The sequence below is a fragment of the Bacillus paranthracis genome (assembly GCF_001883995.1).
Lineage (GTDB): Bacteria > Bacillota > Bacilli > Bacillales > Bacillaceae_G > Bacillus_A > Bacillus_A paranthracis.
In genome coordinates this window covers 95170-112336 of sequence record NZ_MACE01000062.1, presented here as the reverse complement: position 1 = coordinate 112336, position 17167 = coordinate 95170, and the positions used below count along the sequence as shown (strand labels likewise).

Annotated in this window: 15 protein-coding genes; 12 read left to right on the top strand and 3 right to left on the bottom strand. The window is 34.9% G+C overall.

All coding sequences use genetic code 11. The annotated features are described in order from the left end of the window. Positions 1-455: 455 nt before the first annotated feature. From walR to BAQ46_RS23600, 9 genes are all read left to right on the top strand, one after another. Positions 456-1163 (top strand): cell wall metabolism DNA-binding response regulator WalR, encoded by a 708-nt coding sequence (gene walR / locus BAQ46_RS23640; RefSeq protein WP_000971872.1) that lies wholly within the window; start codon positions 456-458, stop codon positions 1161-1163. Between the two features lie 3 nt (positions 1164-1166). Next, positions 1167-3008: a cell wall metabolism sensor histidine kinase WalK gene (gene walK, locus BAQ46_RS23635; protein ID WP_000755380.1), complete on the top strand. Its 1842-nt coding sequence runs from the start codon at positions 1167-1169 to the stop codon at positions 3006-3008. Continuing rightward, positions 3005-4321 (top strand): YycH family regulatory protein, encoded by a 1317-nt coding sequence (locus BAQ46_RS23630; RefSeq protein ID WP_000061586.1) that lies wholly within the window; start codon positions 3005-3007, stop codon positions 4319-4321. Before walK ends, BAQ46_RS23630 begins: the two co-directional genes overlap by 4 nt. Continuing rightward, complete coding sequence (locus BAQ46_RS23625; RefSeq protein WP_000383731.1) at positions 4302-5144, top strand: two-component system regulatory protein YycI; 843 nt, start codon at positions 4302-4304, stop codon at positions 5142-5144. Before BAQ46_RS23630 ends, BAQ46_RS23625 begins: the two co-directional genes overlap by 20 nt. Then, a complete protein-coding gene (locus BAQ46_RS23620) occupies positions 5128-5922 on the top strand; it encodes an MBL fold metallo-hydrolase (protein ID WP_000522836.1) in 795 nt (264 codons plus the stop codon). Before BAQ46_RS23625 ends, BAQ46_RS23620 begins: the two co-directional genes overlap by 17 nt. Positions 5923-5985: 63 nt before the next feature. Next, entirely contained in the window at positions 5986-7161 is a 1176-nt protein-coding gene (locus BAQ46_RS23615) for a S1C family serine protease (RefSeq protein ID WP_071742908.1), read from the top strand. A gap of 53 nt (positions 7162-7214) precedes the next feature. Next, positions 7215-7400, top strand: a complete 186-nt coding sequence (locus BAQ46_RS23610; RefSeq protein ID WP_001052827.1) for a CxxH/CxxC protein — start codon at positions 7215-7217, stop codon at positions 7398-7400. A 59-nt stretch (positions 7401-7459) separates the two neighbouring features. Continuing rightward, on the top strand, positions 7460-7939 hold the full coding sequence (gene rlmH / locus BAQ46_RS23605; protein ID WP_044791861.1) for a 23S rRNA (pseudouridine(1915)-N(3))-methyltransferase RlmH: 480 nt from the start codon (positions 7460-7462) through the stop codon (positions 7937-7939). A 136-nt stretch (positions 7940-8075) separates the two neighbouring features. Continuing rightward, on the top strand, positions 8076-8954 hold the full coding sequence (locus BAQ46_RS23600) for a radical SAM/SPASM domain-containing protein (RefSeq protein WP_000713636.1): 879 nt from the start codon (positions 8076-8078) through the stop codon (positions 8952-8954). A 190-nt stretch (positions 8955-9144) separates the two neighbouring features. Here BAQ46_RS23600 and pepF read toward each other — a convergent pair whose 3' ends face one another. Both pepF and guaC read right to left on the bottom strand, forming a co-directional pair. Continuing rightward, entirely contained in the window at positions 9145-10956 is a 1812-nt protein-coding gene (pepF, locus tag BAQ46_RS23595; protein WP_071742907.1) for an oligoendopeptidase F, read from the bottom strand. A 134-nt stretch (positions 10957-11090) separates the two neighbouring features. Continuing rightward, on the bottom strand, positions 11091-12074 hold the full coding sequence (gene guaC / locus BAQ46_RS23590; RefSeq protein ID WP_000432434.1) for a GMP reductase: 984 nt from the start codon (positions 12072-12074) through the stop codon (positions 11091-11093). Positions 12075-12550: 476 nt separating this feature from the next. On the opposite strand from guaC, the gene BAQ46_RS23585 reads away from it, so the two are divergent. Then, positions 12551-13996, top strand: a complete 1446-nt coding sequence (locus tag BAQ46_RS23585; RefSeq protein ID WP_001290603.1) for a DEAD/DEAH box helicase — start codon at positions 12551-12553, stop codon at positions 13994-13996. A 38-nt stretch (positions 13997-14034) separates the two neighbouring features. On the opposite strand, the gene BAQ46_RS23580 is transcribed toward BAQ46_RS23585, so the two are convergent. Beyond that, positions 14035-14595, bottom strand: a complete 561-nt coding sequence (locus BAQ46_RS23580) for a DUF1836 domain-containing protein (RefSeq protein ID WP_000427879.1) — start codon at positions 14593-14595, stop codon at positions 14035-14037. 164 nt (positions 14596-14759) lie between these two features. Here BAQ46_RS23580 and trhA point away from each other — a divergent pair, with 164 nt between their 5' ends. Beyond that, entirely contained in the window at positions 14760-15407 is a 648-nt protein-coding gene (gene trhA, locus BAQ46_RS23575) for a PAQR family membrane homeostasis protein TrhA (RefSeq protein ID WP_000995364.1), read from the top strand. Positions 15408-15593: 186 nt separating this feature from the next. Further along, positions 15594-16610, top strand: a complete 1017-nt coding sequence (gene galE, locus BAQ46_RS23570; protein WP_000996533.1) for a UDP-glucose 4-epimerase GalE — start codon at positions 15594-15596, stop codon at positions 16608-16610. Positions 16611-17167: the final 557 nt, after the last annotated feature.

Sequence of the window (17167 nt, the reverse complement as noted above, 5' to 3'; positions counted from 1 at the left end):
GAGCAGAGGACTGAAAATCCTCGTGTCGGCGGTTCGATTCCGTCCCGAGCCACTCTCAGGATATTAAGTGGGCCCACTTAATATCCTTTTTATTTGTGTAATTTTACAAAATTGAGTAGTTATTTTAAAATAGAATGAGGAGCCTCTAGCAGTTGAAGCTAGAGGTTTTTCTATAGATCGTATAGGATTCCGTGTAAAAGTGGATTATACATGAGTCTGTGAGAATAGAGTAGAAAGTACTTAAGCAAAAGATGCGGTCATATAGGGACATACTATGTAGACATCAATGTGTTTAAGGATATTGGCCATATTTTTACCCTGTTATTTACCGGGCAGTAAGACCCCCACCTTAAAATTCAGCGAAAGCAAAGAAGTTAGGTGGGAAGCGAGCTGCCCGTAAAAGCCCGATTGGTGAGGGCTGATTAAAGTTTCACTTTATAAGGAGGAAATAGACGATGATGGGAAAGAAAATTTTAGTAGTTGATGATGAAAAGCCGATTGCAGATATTTTGAAGTTCAACCTAGAAAAAGAAGGTTTTGAAATTGTAATGGCGCACGATGGTGATGAAGCAATTGAAAAAGCGACTGAAGAACAGCCAGATATGGTTTTATTAGATATTATGCTACCAGGTAAGGATGGCTTAGAGGTTTGCCGTGAAATACGTAAAAGCTCAGAAATGCCGATTATTATGCTTACAGCGAAGGATTCTGAAATTGATAAAGTATTAGGACTTGAGCTTGGCGCAGATGATTATGTAACGAAGCCATTTAGTACGAGGGAATTACTTGCTCGCGTGAAGGCGAATTTACGTCGTCATCAGCAAGGTGGTGCGGCAGAAAAAGAAGAAAATACGGAAATGGTTATTGGACCAATTGTTATCAATCCAAATGCGTATAGTGTAACGAAACGTGAGGAAAATATTGAGCTTACACACCGTGAATTTGAGCTATTACATTATTTAGCAAAACATTTAGGACAAGTTATGACACGCGAACATTTATTGCAAACAGTTTGGGGTTATGACTATTTTGGAGATGTACGTACAGTGGATGTAACAGTACGTCGTCTGCGTGAAAAAATTGAAGATAATCCAAGTCATCCTACATTAATTGTCACTAGACGTGGAGTAGGGTATTACTTGCGTGACCCAGAGCAGGAATAGTATATGAAGAAAGTCGGTTTTTTTCAATCTATTCATTTAAAATTTGTACTCATATATATGCTATTAATATTGATAGCTATGCAAGTTATTGGGGTATATTTCGTAAGAGAGTTAGAAAAGAGTCTTGTACAAGGTTTTAGAGATTCTTTAACGCAACAAACGAACTTATTATCGTATAACTTGAAACAAGAGTTTAAAAAAAGTTATACAAAAGCAGAGACAGAATCAACAGGTGAAACGATTAAAACTTCCATTCGAAAATTTGCCTCTGATCGAAAGAAGGATATTCAAGAGGTAAGTGTATTTGATGCGAATAGAAAGCTGCTCGCTATTTCAGATGAGTCAAAGCAAAACAAGGTAAATAGAACGTCAACTGATATAGCTGTTCAGCGGGTATTGGTACAAAAAAAACCAGAAGTAAAAATTGAGAAGGATGGTCGTACAGGTCATCGTGTACAAGTTATGATTACTCCTATTATGGATGATAATAACAAAGATGCACTTGGTGCTATTTACGTTGTTGCATCCATGGAAGATGTTTATAAGCAGATGAAGGATATTAATCAAATCTTTGCGACCGGAACCGTTATTGCATTACTCGTAACAGCTGTACTTGGAATTTTGTTAGCTCAAACGATTACGAGACCAATCTCTGATATGCGAAGACAAGCAATTGAAATGGCAAAAGGAAACTATTCAAGAAAAGTAAAAGTGCATAGCCATGATGAAATTGGACAATTAGCATTATCTTTCAATAATTTATCAAAAAAATTACAACAAGCTCGTTCTTCAACAGAAAGTGAAAGACGTAAATTGTCATCCGTATTATCACATATGACAGATGGAGTAATTGCTACTGACCGAAAAGGGGACATTATTTTATTAAATGATCCTGCGGAAAAGATGCTAAATGTTTCGCGTGAAACGGCGCTCGATCAATCTGTTTTAGAAGTATTGGGAATACAAGAAGAATTTACGCTCGATCATTTATACGAAGAGCCGGATTCTGTTTTATTAGATTTTAGTACGAGAAATGAGCCATATATTTTACGCGCTAGTTTCTCTGTTATTCAAAAAGAGACAGGGAAAGCAAATGGTTTAATTGCCGTATTATATGATGTGACTGAGCAGGAGCGTATAGAAAGAGAACGCCGCGAGTTTGTAGCAAACGTCTCTCATGAATTAAGAACGCCATTAACGACAATGCGCAGTTACTTAGAGGCACTTACAGACGGTGCGTGGCAAGATCCAAATATTGCACCACAGTTTTTAACAGTTACACAAGAAGAAACAGAAAGAATGATTAGACTTGTAAATGCGTTATTGCAACTATCTAAACTCGATAGTACAGAACATCGTTTAATGAAAGAATGGGTCGACTTTACTGACTTCTTTAATAACATTATTGATCGTTTTGAAATGTCTAAAGAGCAAAACGTAAGCTTCAAACGATCTTTCTCTAAAAAATCTCGATTTATTGATATGGATACGGATAAAATTACGCAAGTATTGTATAACATTATTTCGAATGCATTAAAGTATTCACCAGAAGGTGGAACAGTAACATATCGTTTACGTGATCGCGGAGAATTATTGGAGATTAGTGTAAGTGATCAAGGAATGGGTATTCCGAAAGAAAACGTCGATAAAATCTTTGAACGTTTTTATCGCGTAGATAAAGCACGTTCAAGACAAATGGGCGGTACAGGACTTGGATTAGCAATTGCGAAAGAAATGATTGAGGCACATGGTGGCTCGATTTGGGCAAAGAGTGAGGAAGGAAAAGGGACAACGATTTATTTCACATTGCCTATGGCAGCAGATGAAGAGGACGAATGGGAATGAGTATGGAGAATGTTAAAACGATAGTTTTAATTAATTTAGTTGTAATTAGTCTATTTCTTACTTTTAACTTATGGACGTATGTGCCAGATTCCACATCTATGCAAAACGCAAAATTTGTACAGGGGAATGAGGGAAATACTCAAACGAAAATCGCTGATGTTGTCCGCCCTACTTCTATCATTGTGCATAAAGATAAAAATCATTACGGGAGCAAAAGAGAGGGAGATATAGAATCAATCTATAGAACTTTGGAAGCAGGGGAATTACATGAGTTCAAAGAGATATCGATTGCTAAGGCTGACTTTCTTTCTTATGTGCATGGTGAAGGGAAAATTGAACTTATTTTCCCTACCAACATCCCATTTGATGCAGTTAAATCTATGTTTAGTATGAAAGAAAAGAGTATAGATAAGCCTAAACACTTTAATCGAATTATTCTTGACCCTTCTAGAAGTAGGGATCAAGAAATTAAAATTAATTTTGTTTCCGATGGTGATAACTCTAGAATATATGAAGCAAAATTAAGTGGTGTGTATTTAAAAGATATTGTAAATGCACAAAATCAATTTATAGTATCAGCGAAACCTTATTTTGACTATCAAATTAATGATATGAAAAAGCTATTTTTACCAGATGGAACGACAGAATTAAGTAATATAACATATATTTCATCTAATTTGGCGGTTGATACATTTAAGAATGCTCTTTTTAGTGACCCACGTTATTTAAGCCCTATTATCGAGGGATCGAAAGAAATATTTACAGATGGTATTAGGTCTATGGAGATTGAAAATGATCAGCATATGCTAAAGTATAAAAATTCTTCTGTTTTAAGTGAGAAAAAGCCAGATAATTTAATGCTTTTACAAAAAAGTTTTGATTTTGTAAATGGTCACAGTGGGAGTTTGGATTCATATCGTTTGGACTATATGAATAAAGGACAGACAGTATTCCGCTTACAGGAAGATGGATATCCCGTATTCAATACTGATGGATTAGCTGAATTGAGACAAGTATGGGGATCAGAAGAAGTAATGGAATATGAAAGACCGTTGCTTTCTTTAAATACGAAAGGTATAGAGCAGAAGGTTACTCTTCCGTCAGGTCATGTTGTAATAGCATCCTTAGAAAATAATGCCGCGGTAGATAAAAGATCCATTAAAGACATTGGGATTGGATACAAATTATCACTAGATGGGCAAGTAGCGCGACTACAGCCAATTTGGTATGTAAAGTTTGTTGAAGATGAAGCTGGCAAACAAAAAATATATGAGTGGAATGAGGGGGGACTAAATGGATTGGGATCGGATTAAAACCATATTTATTGTGACCTTTTTTGTTTTGGACCTCTTTCTCATTTTTCAATTCATTCAAAAGCAAGATAGTAATCAATTGGAGCTTATTGCAGAAACAAAGATAGATCAAGAATTAAAAGCAAACAAAATTACTATGGGTAATTTCCCTAAAGAACCGAAAAAAGAGTCATTTATTAGGGCTGAAAACAAGGCATTTAAAGAAGAAGATGTACAGTCTTTAAAAAATCAAACGGCGCATATACAAAATATGTACAAGATAGAAAGTAAGCTAAAAGAGCCCTTTTTAAATACAAAATCGTTATCCAAAGATAAGTATAATGATTTTTTAAAGAACTATGTATTGGATGGACAAAAGTATGAGTTTGGAGCGATGAAAGACTCTAAAATTTACTTCTTCCAAAAATATAAAGATAAGCCTATTTTCTATAACGATCAGGCGATGATTGTTGTGGAATTAAATGAGAAAAATGAACTTGTGTCGTACACGCAGACGATGCTAACAGATTTAAAAGAAATGGGCGAAAGTGAAAAAACGAAACAGCAAGAAATTATTACTGCCCAAACCGCTTTAGAAAATCTGTATTTAAAAAATAAAATTCATGGGAATACACATGTAAAAGAAGCGCAAATTGGTTATGCCAACCTTACCGCATCTACTTCTAATAACCAAGTACTTGCTCCAACGTGGAACTTAAAGACGGAGCAGAAGCAGGACTTCTTTGTAAATGCAATTGAAGGGCAAGTTATGGAATTAGGCGAAAAGGAAAATCAAGTGGTTGATGAACATACTGGAGTGAGAAAGAATGGGGTTGCATTTTAGCGTACTTGCAAGTGGAAGTACAGGAAATATGCTATATGTAGGAACAGATGAAAAAAAATTACTCGTCGATGCAGGTTTAAGTGGTAAAGCAACTGAGGCTTTATTTAAACAGGCAGAATTAAATATAAATGATGTATCGGGTATTCTTGTAACACATGAACATAGTGACCATATTAAAGGCTTAGGTGTATTGGCACGTAAATATGATTTACCTGTTTATGCAAATGAGAAAACATGGAATGCAATGGAACACTTAATAGGAAATATCCCAACTGAGCAAAAGTTTATTTTCTCAGTTGGGGATGTGAAAACATTTGGTGATATTGAGGTCGAGTCATTTGGGGTGTCTCATGATGCGGCAGAGCCGATGTTCTATGCTTTTCATAACAATAATAGAAAATTAGCCCTTATTACAGATACAGGGTACGTGAGTGACCGTATGAAAGGTGTTATTAAGGGAGCTAATGCTTTCGTATTTGAAAGTAATCATGACGTAGAAATGCTTCGTATGGGACGTTATCCATGGAGTATTAAACGACGTATTTTAAGTGATGTGGGGCACGTTTGTAATGAAGATGCTGCATTAGCAATGGCGGATGTAATTACAGATGAGACAAAGCATATTTATTTAGCCCATTTAAGTTTAGATAATAACATGAAAGAACTAGCACGTATGTCAGTATCACAAGTATTAGAGGAAAAGGGATTTGGAGTGGGCGAAGCCTTTGAAATCCACGATACAGATCCAAAAATGCCTACAAAAATTCAATACGTATAATTCTCCATTTTAGTAAACAATAAAGGTGAATATAGTTGTTTTCAGGAAGATAGGTGAACAAATATGTCCTTTATTAATGGAGAAAATTATCGTATGAAACGTGCAAAGAAAAAGAAGCATAAAGGTATTGTTATTTCTAGCATAGCAGGAACAATTGTAGGAGCTTCGTTATTTGCATTTGGAGCTCCTTTATTTTCAAATGATACGGACGCGTTTCCGCAAGCTGAAGCAAGTGGAAGTAATATGGCGGAAGCTCAAGGCATTAAACAAATTAGTTTTGTGGATGCTGTTGATCGTGCGTCTGAAGCTGTTGTTGGAGTTATTAATATTCAACGAGATAATTTTTCAGAGGCAGATTCAGAAGCAGGTACGGGATCAGGTGTAATTTATAAGAAGACAGATGGTCAAGCTTACATTGTAACGAATAATCATGTTGTTGCTGGAGCAAATCGTATTGAAGTAAGTTTAAGTGACGGTAAGAAGGTTCCTGGAAAGGTATTAGGAACCGATGTGGTCACAGATTTGGCTGTACTAGAAATAGATGCAAAGCATGTGAAAAAAGTAATTGAGATTGGCGATTCTAATACTGTTCGTAGAGGAGAACCAGTCATTGCGATTGGAAACCCGCTCGGTCTACAATTTTCTGGAACTGTCACACAAGGTATTATCTCGGCTAATGAGCGTATTGTCCCTGTAGATTTAGATCAAGATGGACATTATGATTGGCAAGTAGAAGTATTGCAAACAGACGCAGCAATTAATCCGGGTAATAGTGGTGGTGCGCTTGTAAACGCAGCAGGTCAATTAATTGGTATTAACTCAATGAAAATTGCGGCAAAAGAAGTAGAAGGAATTGGGCTAGCTATTCCTGTTACTAGAGCTGTTCCAATTATGAATGAATTAGAGAAGTACGGAAAAGTAAGAAGACCGTATGTTGGAATTGAACTGAGATCATTAAATGAAATTCCAAACTACTATTGGTCAAAAACATTGCATTTACCAGGCAATGTAACAGAGGGAGTTTGCATTTTAGATGTGAAAAGCCCTTCGCCAGGTACAGATGCTGGTTTGCGAGAACACGATGTGATTGTAGCAGTAGATGGGAAACCAGTTCGCGATATTATCGGATTCCGTACGGCCTTATATGATAAAAAAATTAATGATAAAATGACTCTTACGTTTTATCGTGGTACAAAACGAGCAACAACAACGGTTAAACTAGGCATTCAAAAGTATTAAAAACAGGAGGGCCTACCTCCTGTTTTCTATTGTAGAAAAGTGAGGTGAAGAATATGAACTTACCTTGTTGTTTAGAACATGTTGAATTAGCTTTAGATATTATTGTGGATGAGTGTGAAGTCGCGCCAGTTATTAACAATGTGGATAACTCAGAAAAAGAGAAAAAAACATGTGAATTTTGTCAAAATGAGGCGACATATGTTGTATCGAACACAGATTCTCACACAATATGTGGGTAACAATTGTGGATATGTGGATAAGTTATGTGGATAACATGTTTGTAAGGTGGGGAATACGTGTGAATATCTCGATTATTTCAATTGGGAAATTAAAAGAAAAATATTTAAAACAAGGTATAGCAGAATACTTAAAACGATTATCTGCATACGCAAAAGTAGAAGTAATTGAATTGCCAGATGAAAAGGCACCAGAAAATTTAAGTGAAGCAGAAATGTTAATTGTAAAAGAAAAAGAAGGTATACGTATACTAGATAAAATTTCTGATGATACGCATGTCATTGCGTTAGCGATAGAAGGAAAGCAAAAATCATCAGAAGAATTTGCAGTAAGCTTAGATCGTCTTGCTACATATGGGAAGAGTAAAGTTGCCTTTGTAATTGGCGGATCACTTGGACTAAGTTTAGAAGTAATGAAGCGTTCAAATGAATCTCTTTCTTTTTCAAAGATGACGTTACCACATCAATTAATGCGATTAGTATTGCTTGAACAAGTGTATAGGGCGTTTCGGATTAATCGTGGAGAACCGTATCACAAATAGTAATAGTACATTCAAACGGCTACAGATGTGGCCGTTTTCTATATTTCCTAAAATAAGTATGTTTCTATTTCTAAAAAAGTATGCTGTAATATGAAGAGGAAAAAGTATAAGTAGTCATAGAAGTGAGGAGTTAAAGGTGAAGAAGTTTAAGAAATTTTACTTGGAGATTACGAGTGTATGTAATCTTGCGTGCAGCTTTTGTCCGCCGACGGAAAGACAGAAGCAATTCATTTCTGTGGAGGATTTTGCAAAAAGGTTAGACCAAATTAAACCACACACAGACTACATTTATTTGCACGTGAAGGGTGAGCCGTTGCTGCATCCAAAAATAGATCAATTGTTAGATTTAAGCCATGAAAAAGGGTTTAAAGTTAATATTACAACGAACGGAACGTTAATTAATAAGAGAAGGCATAGATTGTTAAATAAGCCTGCTTTAAGACAAATGAATTTTTCACTGCATAGTTTTGATGGGCACCCAGGTTCACAAGACAAAGAGGGGTATGTAAGAAGTATACTTTCCTTTATTAGAGAGGCGACAAGTCAATCGGATTTAATCGTTTCACTTAGATTATGGAACTTAACGCAGGATAATAAAACAAATGCTGAAATCCAGAAGAATAGAGAGTTATTATCTATCATTGAAAATGAGTTTAATTTATCTTATCAAATTGAAGAGAAGCTTACACCAGGAAAAGGTATAAAAATTGCGGAACGTGTCTTTATTAATCAAGACTATGAATTCCAGTGGCCAGCATTGCATGAAGAAGAGGATGATGGAAAAGGATTCTGTCATGGACTTCGAAATCAAGCTGGTATTTTAGCGAACGGAACGGTTATTCCTTGTTGTTTAGATGGTGAAGGGATTATTAACCTTGGAAATATTAATAATGATTCATTCTCTAACATTATAGAAGGCGAAAGAGCAACAAACATTGTTGATGGATTTTCCAGAAGAGTTGCAGTTGAAGAGCTATGTAGAAAATGTGGATACCGTAAAAGATTTGGAAAGTAAATATGAAATAAGCCCTCATAAAGCGAGGGCTTATTTTTTATCCCGCTATTTGCCGGGCAGTAAGATTCCTACCTCAAAATTCAGCGGAAGCAAAGAAGTTAGGTAGGGAATCAACTGTCCGTAAAAGCCCGATTGGTGAGGGCTAATAATCAGTGGGATGGCCCCCACTGATTAAAGTTTCACTTTATTCTTAATAAGAGCGCTCTAATTCATCAATTAAGGAACCAACGTAAGAAACAGCTCTGCGGATTGCATCTGGTTTTGACATATCTACTCCGGCATGTTTCATTAATTCAAGTGGTTTCATCGCACCACCAGCGCGAAGTACATCTAACCAGCGATCAACAGCAGGTTGTCCTTCTTCTTTAATCATTTGAGCCACCGCAGTAGATGCAGTGAGGCCTGCGGAATACGTGTAAGAATATAAGCCCATATAATAATGAGGTTGACGCATCCAAGTTAATCCAGCACCTTCATCAATTTTTACGGAATCTCCCCAGAATGTTGAAAGTACATTTGCTTTTATTTCAGTTAAAGTTGTAGCTGTAAGTGCTCCACCTTCTTCTGCTAGGCTGTATACTCTTCTTTGATATTCTCCCTCAAGTAAGTGAGTAACAAAGTTATGATAATATGTGCCGAGTAGTTGCAGGATCACCCATCTACGCATTCTCTTATCGTCATTCGTCGCTAATAAATGCTGGGCTAATAGTAATTCATTCATTGTAGATGGTGCTTCAACGAAGTACATAGATGGACGTACATTCATAATACGCTGGTTTTTATTTGCTAAATAAAAATGACCAGCATGCCCAAATTCATGAGCCAATGTGAAACAGCCGCGCATCGTATTTTGCCATGTAATTAAAATGTACGGATGAGAACCATATGGACTTGAACAAAATGCTCCAGTTGACTTGCCTACGTTATCTGCAAGGTCGACCCATCTTTCTTTGAATCCTTTTTCGATAATGGAACTATATTCATCCCCGAGTACTTGTAAAGAGTCTTGAATAAGTTTTCCAGCTTCTTCGTAAGTAATTGTCGGATTAAATTCGGGATCTAAAGGTGCGTGTAAGTCGCAGAACAGCATTTCATCGAGTCCTAATACTTTCTTTTTTAAATCTGCAAAACGGCGCATATGAGGCGCCAATTCTTTATAAATAATATCGAGTTGATTGTTATACATTTCAAGTGGAACTTTTTGAGGTTCCAAAAGCATATGAGTAACAGATTCAAATTTGCGTAAGCGAGAGAGTGTTACTTGTTTTTTTACTTCAGTCGCATATGTTGTTGCCACTGTATTCTTATATCGTTTCAAGGTGGAAACAAATGATGAGTATGCTTTCCTACGTATGTCTGCGCTTGGAGAAAACTCATATTTGCTTTCAAATAATGCAAACGACACAGGGAGTTCATTTCCTTGTTCATCTTGTATGGAGTTAAAATCCATATCGGCTAATTTAGTCATACCGTAAATTTTGTATGGAGAACTATGTACTTCGCCAAGTGCAGCAAGTGCTTCTTCAGTTTCAGGAGAGAGCGTGTGCGGCCTTTTTTGTAATATGTCTAGTAATGATTTACGGAAAGGTTCAAGTTTTGTTTCTTCCGTTAAATATTTTTCAATTGTGCCTTCTTCTAATGAGAGAATTTCATTATGAATAAAGGATAGCGCCGTATGTACTTTCGTCCATAAAGCGGCAATTTTGGAAGAGTTCGCTTGAATAACTGGATTTGTACGATCAGTAGATTCTTTTAAATTTGCATATGAATATAGTTTTGTTAACTTCATTAAAAGCTCTTCTTCTAAAAGTAGGCAATGTAATAAGGTGGTAGGGCTATTGTGTAATTGTCCTTTAAACGCATCAAGTTTTTTTATATCATCTGTTAATACACGTAATGCAGTTTCCCACTCTTTATCAGATTCGTATAAATCAGAGAGGTCCCATGTTAATTCAGTAGGAACTTCTGCACGAATATAGCGTTTCTCAATTACATCTTTCATATATTATATCCCCCTTATTATAAGTATCTAAAAATATGATACTAGAAAATTCAGTAAAATTAAAATATTTTACATTTCTATATATGAAAAAGGACAAGCATAAAACTGCTTGTCCTTCGAGTTAAGTTTAAAAATTAATATACTTTATCACCGTTGAAAATAGAGTTTTTTACGACTACATAATCTACAGTACGAATGGAGTCTAATTTTGTTCCACCAGCGTAAGAGATAGAAGATTGAAGATCTTGTTCCATTTCGATTAAAGTGTCTTCTAAAGAACCTTTATGCTCAACGAACATTTTCTTACCTTCAACGTTTTTCTTCTCACCTTTTTGGAATTCAGAAGCTGAACCGAAGTACTCTTTATAAAGTTTGCCGTCTTTTTCGATTGTTTCCCCTGGAGACTCTTCATGACCAGCGAATAGAGAACCGATCATAACCATAGTCGCCCCAAATCGAATAGATTTAGCTACGTCGCCATGTGTACGAATACCACCGTCAGCGATAATTGGTTTACTTGCAGCTTTTGCACACCAGCGAAGTGCAGCTAGTTGCCAACCACCAGTTCCAAAGCCTGTTTTAATTTTAGTAATACAAACTTTACCAGGTCCAATACCAACTTTTGTTGCGTCAGCACCAGCGTTTTCTAATTCTCTTACCGCTTCTGGAGTTCCAACGTTTCCAGCGATAACGAAGCTTTCTGGTAAATGCTTTTTAATATGTTGAATCATGTTGATTACAGCATTAGAATGTCCATGCGCGATATCAATCGTGATGTATTCAGGCGTAAGGTGCTCAGCAGCTAATTGTTGTACGAATTCATACTCGTCTTCTTTTACACCAACGCTAATAGAAGCGATTAATCCACGTGATTGCATATCTCTGATGAATGAGATTCGTTTCTCTGGTTGGAAACGATGCATGATATAGAAGTAATTATTTTCAGCTAAATACGTTGCAATTCTTTCATCAATAATCGTTTGCATATTTGCAGGTACGACAGGTAATTTAAATTTATGTTTTCCTAAAGTGACAGTTGTATCACATTCAGAGCGGCTATTTACAATACATTTTGCAGGAATTAATTGAATATCTTCATAGTCGAATACGTTTTCCATCATTTACACCCCTAAAATACGAATATTTTATTTTTATTAATTAAAAATGTTCGTCCATATGATAATTTACATTGTTTTCATTAAAAAGTCAAAGGATTTCTTAACGTTTTTTTTAAAAGTAGATTTTATATGTAAAAAACAACGTTAAAAACGAATTTAAAATGTTTTTTGTTTTATATTGTTCGTCTATAAAAAGGTTGAAAAATTAAGATAATTATATAAGGATGTATGTATTCTTTTTATTTTTTTTGAGTGGATGTAGGATTCTATGAAAAGGTTAATGCTAATAATACGAGCAAAAGATGTTATCAAGTAGTTGAACAATATATGAAATGATAAGGTTTATTTCTATGTAAAAAGATGAATCTGGCATAATCCATCTTTTTATGTGAGGTTTCAAGTATAATAAGTAGGGCGATAGTAACGTATACAAAAGATAAAAAAGAAAATAATACAGAATAAAATGAGGTTAATATATGAGTGAAAAAGGGTTTTTTGAGTATAAATTAAGTAAAGAAATTGTAAGGGCACTTACTGGGTTAGGGTATGATCATCCAACAGAAGTACAAGGTAAGGTTATTCCAGTCGCATTACAAAAGAAGGATCTTGTTGTGAAGTCCCAGACGGGAAGTGGAAAAACAGCTTCATTTGGTATTCCACTTTGTGAAATGGTGGAGTGGGCAGAGAATAAACCACAAGCATTAGTTTTAACACCAACGAGAGAGCTTGCGGTACAGGTGAAAGAAGATATTACAAATATAGGGCGATTCAAAAGAATTAAAGCCGCCGCAATTTATGGTAAATCCCCATTTGCACGTCAAAAATTAGAGTTAAAGCAAAAGACGCATATTGTAGTAGGGACTCCAGGGCGTGTATTGGATCATATTGAAAAAGGGACCCTTTCTTTAGAGCGATTAAAATATTTAGTGATTGATGAAGCGGATGAAATGCTAAACATGGGCTTTATCGATCAAGTAGAGGCAATTATTGATGAATTACCTACAAATAGAATGACAATGCTATTTTCAGCAACTTTACCGGAAGATGTTGAAAGGTTATCACGTACATATATGAATGCACCAACTCATATTGAAATTAAAGCGGCTGGGATTACGACGGATAAAATTGAACATACTCTTTTTGAGGCGATAGAAGACGAGAAGCTTTCACTACTTAAAGATGTAACAACGATTGAGAATCCTGATAGCTGTATTATTTTCTGCCGTACACAAGAAAATGTAGATCATGTATATAGACAATTAAAACGAGCTAACTATCCTTGTGACAAAATACATGGTGGTATGGTACAAGAAGATCGTTTTGAAGTCATGGATGATTTTAGAAAAGGAAAATTTCGTTATTTAGTAGCAACAGACGTGGCTGCGAGGGGAATTGATATTGATAATATTACACATGTTATTAATTATGATATTCCACTTGAAAAAGAAAGCTATGTACATCGTACTGGAAGAACGGGACGAGCTGGAAATAGTGGAAAAGCTATTACATTTATAACACCATATGAAAATAGATTTTTAGAAGAGATTGAGGAGTATATTGGCTTTGAAATTCCAAAGGCAATTGGACCTTCAAAAGAAGAAGTTATGAAAGGGAAAGCTGCATTTGAAGAAAAGATACATGCGAAACCAATTATAAAGAAAGATAAAAATGCAGACATCAACAAAGGCATTATGAAGCTTTACTTTAATGGCGGGAAGAAAAAGAAAATTAGGGCGGTAGATTTCGTCGGTACAATCGCTAAAATTAAAGGTATTACAGCAGAAGATATAGGCATTATTACGATACAAGATAATGTTTCTTACGTTGAAATATTAAATGGAAAAGGACCACTTGTCTTGAAAGTCATGAAGACTACAACGATTAAAGGGAAACAACTAAAAGTTCATGAAGCAATTAAGTAAATAAAAACTATCCACTTTAATAGGTGGATAGTTTTTATTTATGATTCTTTTAAATCATCCACTAGTTGCTCCGCTAAACGTCTATACATATTACTCATAGTCACGAAGGATGTTAGTAGTAGAAATTTTTCTAGCTTTGTGTCTTCTAAGGAAGAAATCTCATTTACTTCTGTAACACGGTTATTTACGTCTTGTTTAAAGCTTTCGACATTGCTTTCAGTAAGAGCAAGATAATTTTTGTATAACGTATTTAATTCGAATGAATCATCATTTAATAAGGAGTCATTTATAGTTTCTAATGAACTTTTTATGTCGTTAATGGAAAGAGCACCTTTTAATTGATAAATTAAGCTAATTAAAATCATATGCTCTTTTGAATACTTTTTATTTTTGATAGGGATGAATAGTTTCCCTTTTGCGTAATTATTAATCATCGTTTTTGTTAATACTTTTTCATCATCCGTTCTCGTTGTATCTGCATAAGTATTCTCAAATAGTTGGACAACTTGATCTACATATAAGTCGACATTTGGAATATCCTCAAGTTTAATATTTTTTTCTAAATGCAATGTCTCAAGTAATTCATTTATATTTTCCACGTAGAATCCCTCACTTTTATAACTTAGTGGAACTTAATGTCTAATACATCCTTAAATATGGTATTACGAAACAAATAAATTGTAAATGTTGACCTTAAAAAGAAATGTGTATATAATTACACGTAGTTATTAAAACTACATGTAATTATATGAGGGGTGTTATTATGAATGCTTACGTAAGGGAACCAGTTAATGCATTTACTCACTTAGGTGGAGCGATATTATCATTTATTGCCTTATTAGCTATGCTTGTGAAAGTTTCTATCAAGATGCCATCATTTGCTGCAATTACAGCTGTTATTTTGTTTGGGATTGGAATGATGGTCCTTTATACGGCATCAGCTGTATATCATAGTGTTGTGGCCAATGAACGTGTTATTTACTTCTTTAGGAAGCTAGATCATTCTATGATTTTTATATTAATTGCAGGTACATATGCACCCTTTTGCTTAATTACATTAAATTCAGCAAGTGGTTTGCTATTATTTTGTTTAGTCTATGCAACTGCGATTTGTGGCATTGTGTTTAAAATGTTTTGGTTTAATTGTCCAAGATGGTTATCGACAGCAATTTATATTACGATGGGTTGGTTAATTGTTTTATTCTTTGCACCGTTAGCTGAGAATTTAAGTACAGGAGGCATTGTTTTCTTAGTACTTGGGGGCATTTTTTATACAATTGGTGGATTTATTTATGGAACAAAGCCAAAATGGCTAGAGTTTAAATATATGGGACATCATGAAATTTTTCACGTTTTTGTATTATTAGGTAGTCTTGCACATTTTCTAAGTGTATATTGTTACGTAATTTAATAAGAAAAACGCCACATAACAAAAATTATGTGGCGTTTTTCTTATTACTTGATTGGAATCGTATATGTTATAAAATTATTATGGGATAAAATGTAAGTTTATGTGTTCGCATATTAAACATAGGATAAGAAATATGTGATATACTTTGAGAAGTTTATAATGAATGAAATATGGAGGACTATAATTATGGCAATACTTGTAACAGGTGGAGCAGGGTATATTGGTAGTCATACATGTGTAGAATTACTAAATAGCGGTTACGAAATTATAGTAGTTGATAATCTTTCGAATAGCTCGGTAGAATCTATAAATCGAGTGAAAGAAATAACAGGAAAGCAATTTAAGTTTTATAAAGAAGATGTTTTAAATCAAGAAGCACTTGACGCGATTTTTGAAGAAAATGCAATCGAAGCAGTTATTCACTTTGCAGGATTTAAAGCTGTAGGGGAATCAGTAGCAATTCCATTAACATATTATCATAACAACATTACGAGCACTTTAGTGCTATGTGAAGTAATGCAGAAACATAATGTAAAGAAGATGATTTTTAGTTCATCCGCAACTGTATATGGTATCCCGGAAACGTCACCGATTACAGAGGAGTTTCCATTAAGTGCAACAAATCCATATGGTCAAACGAAATTAATGATTGAGCAAATTATGCGTGATGTAGCATTTGCAGATAGAGAATGGAGTATCGCGTTACTTCGCTATTTCAACCCATTTGGTGCACATGAAAGTGGACGTATTGGAGAGGATCCAAATGGAATTCCAAATAACTTAATGCCATATGTCACACAAGTGGCAGTAGGTAAGCTAAAAGAATTAAGTGTATTTGGAAATGACTACCCAACGAAAGATGGAACAGGCATCCGTGACTACATACATGTTGTAGACTTAGCAAAAGGTCACGTAAAAGCGCTAGAGAAAGTACTGAATACAACAGGAGTAGATGCTTATAATTTGGGCACAGGTACAGGGTATAGTGTACTTGAGATGGTTGAAGCATTTGAAAGGGTTTCAGGAAAAAAGGTTCCTTATAAAATTACAGAGCGTCGTCCTGGCGATGTGGCAATATGTTTTGCAGATGCATCAAAGGCAAAACGTGAACTAGGATGGGAAGCAAAACGTGGATTAGAAGAAATGTGTGCAGATTCTTGGAGATGGCAATCAAATAATAAAAATGGCTATTTGGAAGTTTAATGATAAATAAAAAAATGACCTTTGCATAAAAGCAAGAGGTCATTTTTTATATTCATTTTCTACTAAGTTTATTAGCTAACCTAGAAAAGAACGTTCGCTGTTTTATAGGAATATTTGACTGGCAACACGTGTAGGAATCAATATTTTCAATGTCAGTAAAGATATTGATTATTAAGTATACGCTCTATTTCTCGTCTTAGAACGAAAGTGCATTTAATATAGCCTAGTAGTAAGTGAATGAAGATTGAAAAGTGTTACAAAGGTATTGTTATAAATAAGGAAAATTATTGGAAAGGATATAGGTGGGTAATCAACTACCCGTAAAATGCTACTGATTAAAGTTTCACTTTATGATCAGCCAGCAACATAAGAGCAATTTCAACGAGCATATGTAAATTTATTAAAAGAAATTAAAGGTTTTGATTCAAGCCTATTCCTTATACAAAATTGGGGATTTTGAACAATCAAAAACTGCTAAGGAGTACTATCGCCTTTTAGGTCCGTAATACAATTTTCTCATAAGAAAGAATATATTACGAACCACCACCTATTACATA